We start from the raw sequence: 508 nt of genomic DNA, 5'->3' as shown, positions 1-508 counted from the left end.
CATATTGCCCTTTTTAGGCATGCTTTTACTCAGTGGGTGCAACTGGACCCTGCTCGACCCGAAGGGCCAGGTCGGCATTGAGCAAAAGAACCTGATCCTGATCGCTACCGGCCTGATGCTGCTGGTGGTCATTCCTGTGATCATCATGACCCTGGCGTTCGCCTGGAAGTACCGTGCTTCCAACAAGGCAGCCACCTATACCCCTGACTGGTCGCACTCGACCAAGATCGAGGCTGCGGTGTGGATCATCCCGATCCTGATCATCATCGCCCTGGGTTACGTCACCTACCACTCCACCCACAAGCTGGACCCTTACCGTCCGCTGGACTCGGACGTGAAGCCGATTCAGATCGACGTGGTCGCACTGGACTGGAAGTGGCTGTTCATCTACCCGGAACAGGGCATTGCCACCGTCAACAAGATCAACTTCCCGGCTAATACCCCGGTGAACTTCCTTGTCACCTCCGACGCCGTGATGAACTCGTTCTTCATCCCGGGCCTGGGTGGC

At 57.3% G+C, this 508-nt stretch carries 1 protein-coding gene; it reads left to right on the top strand.

Annotated elements, in window-relative coordinates; all coding sequences use genetic code 11:
- Positions 1 to 19 precede the first annotated feature (19 nt).
- Positions 20 to 508 (top strand): ubiquinol oxidase subunit II (gene cyoA, locus EOE48_RS28620; RefSeq protein WP_210249616.1); only part of this gene is annotated, 489 nt, incomplete at its 3' end.

The organism is Methylobacterium oryzihabitans (genome assembly GCF_004004555.2).
Lineage (GTDB): Bacteria > Pseudomonadota > Alphaproteobacteria > Rhizobiales > Beijerinckiaceae > Methylobacterium > Methylobacterium oryzihabitans.
The sequence above is the reverse complement of the archived record's forward strand: the minus strand, read 5'-3'. Positions and strand labels throughout refer to the sequence as shown.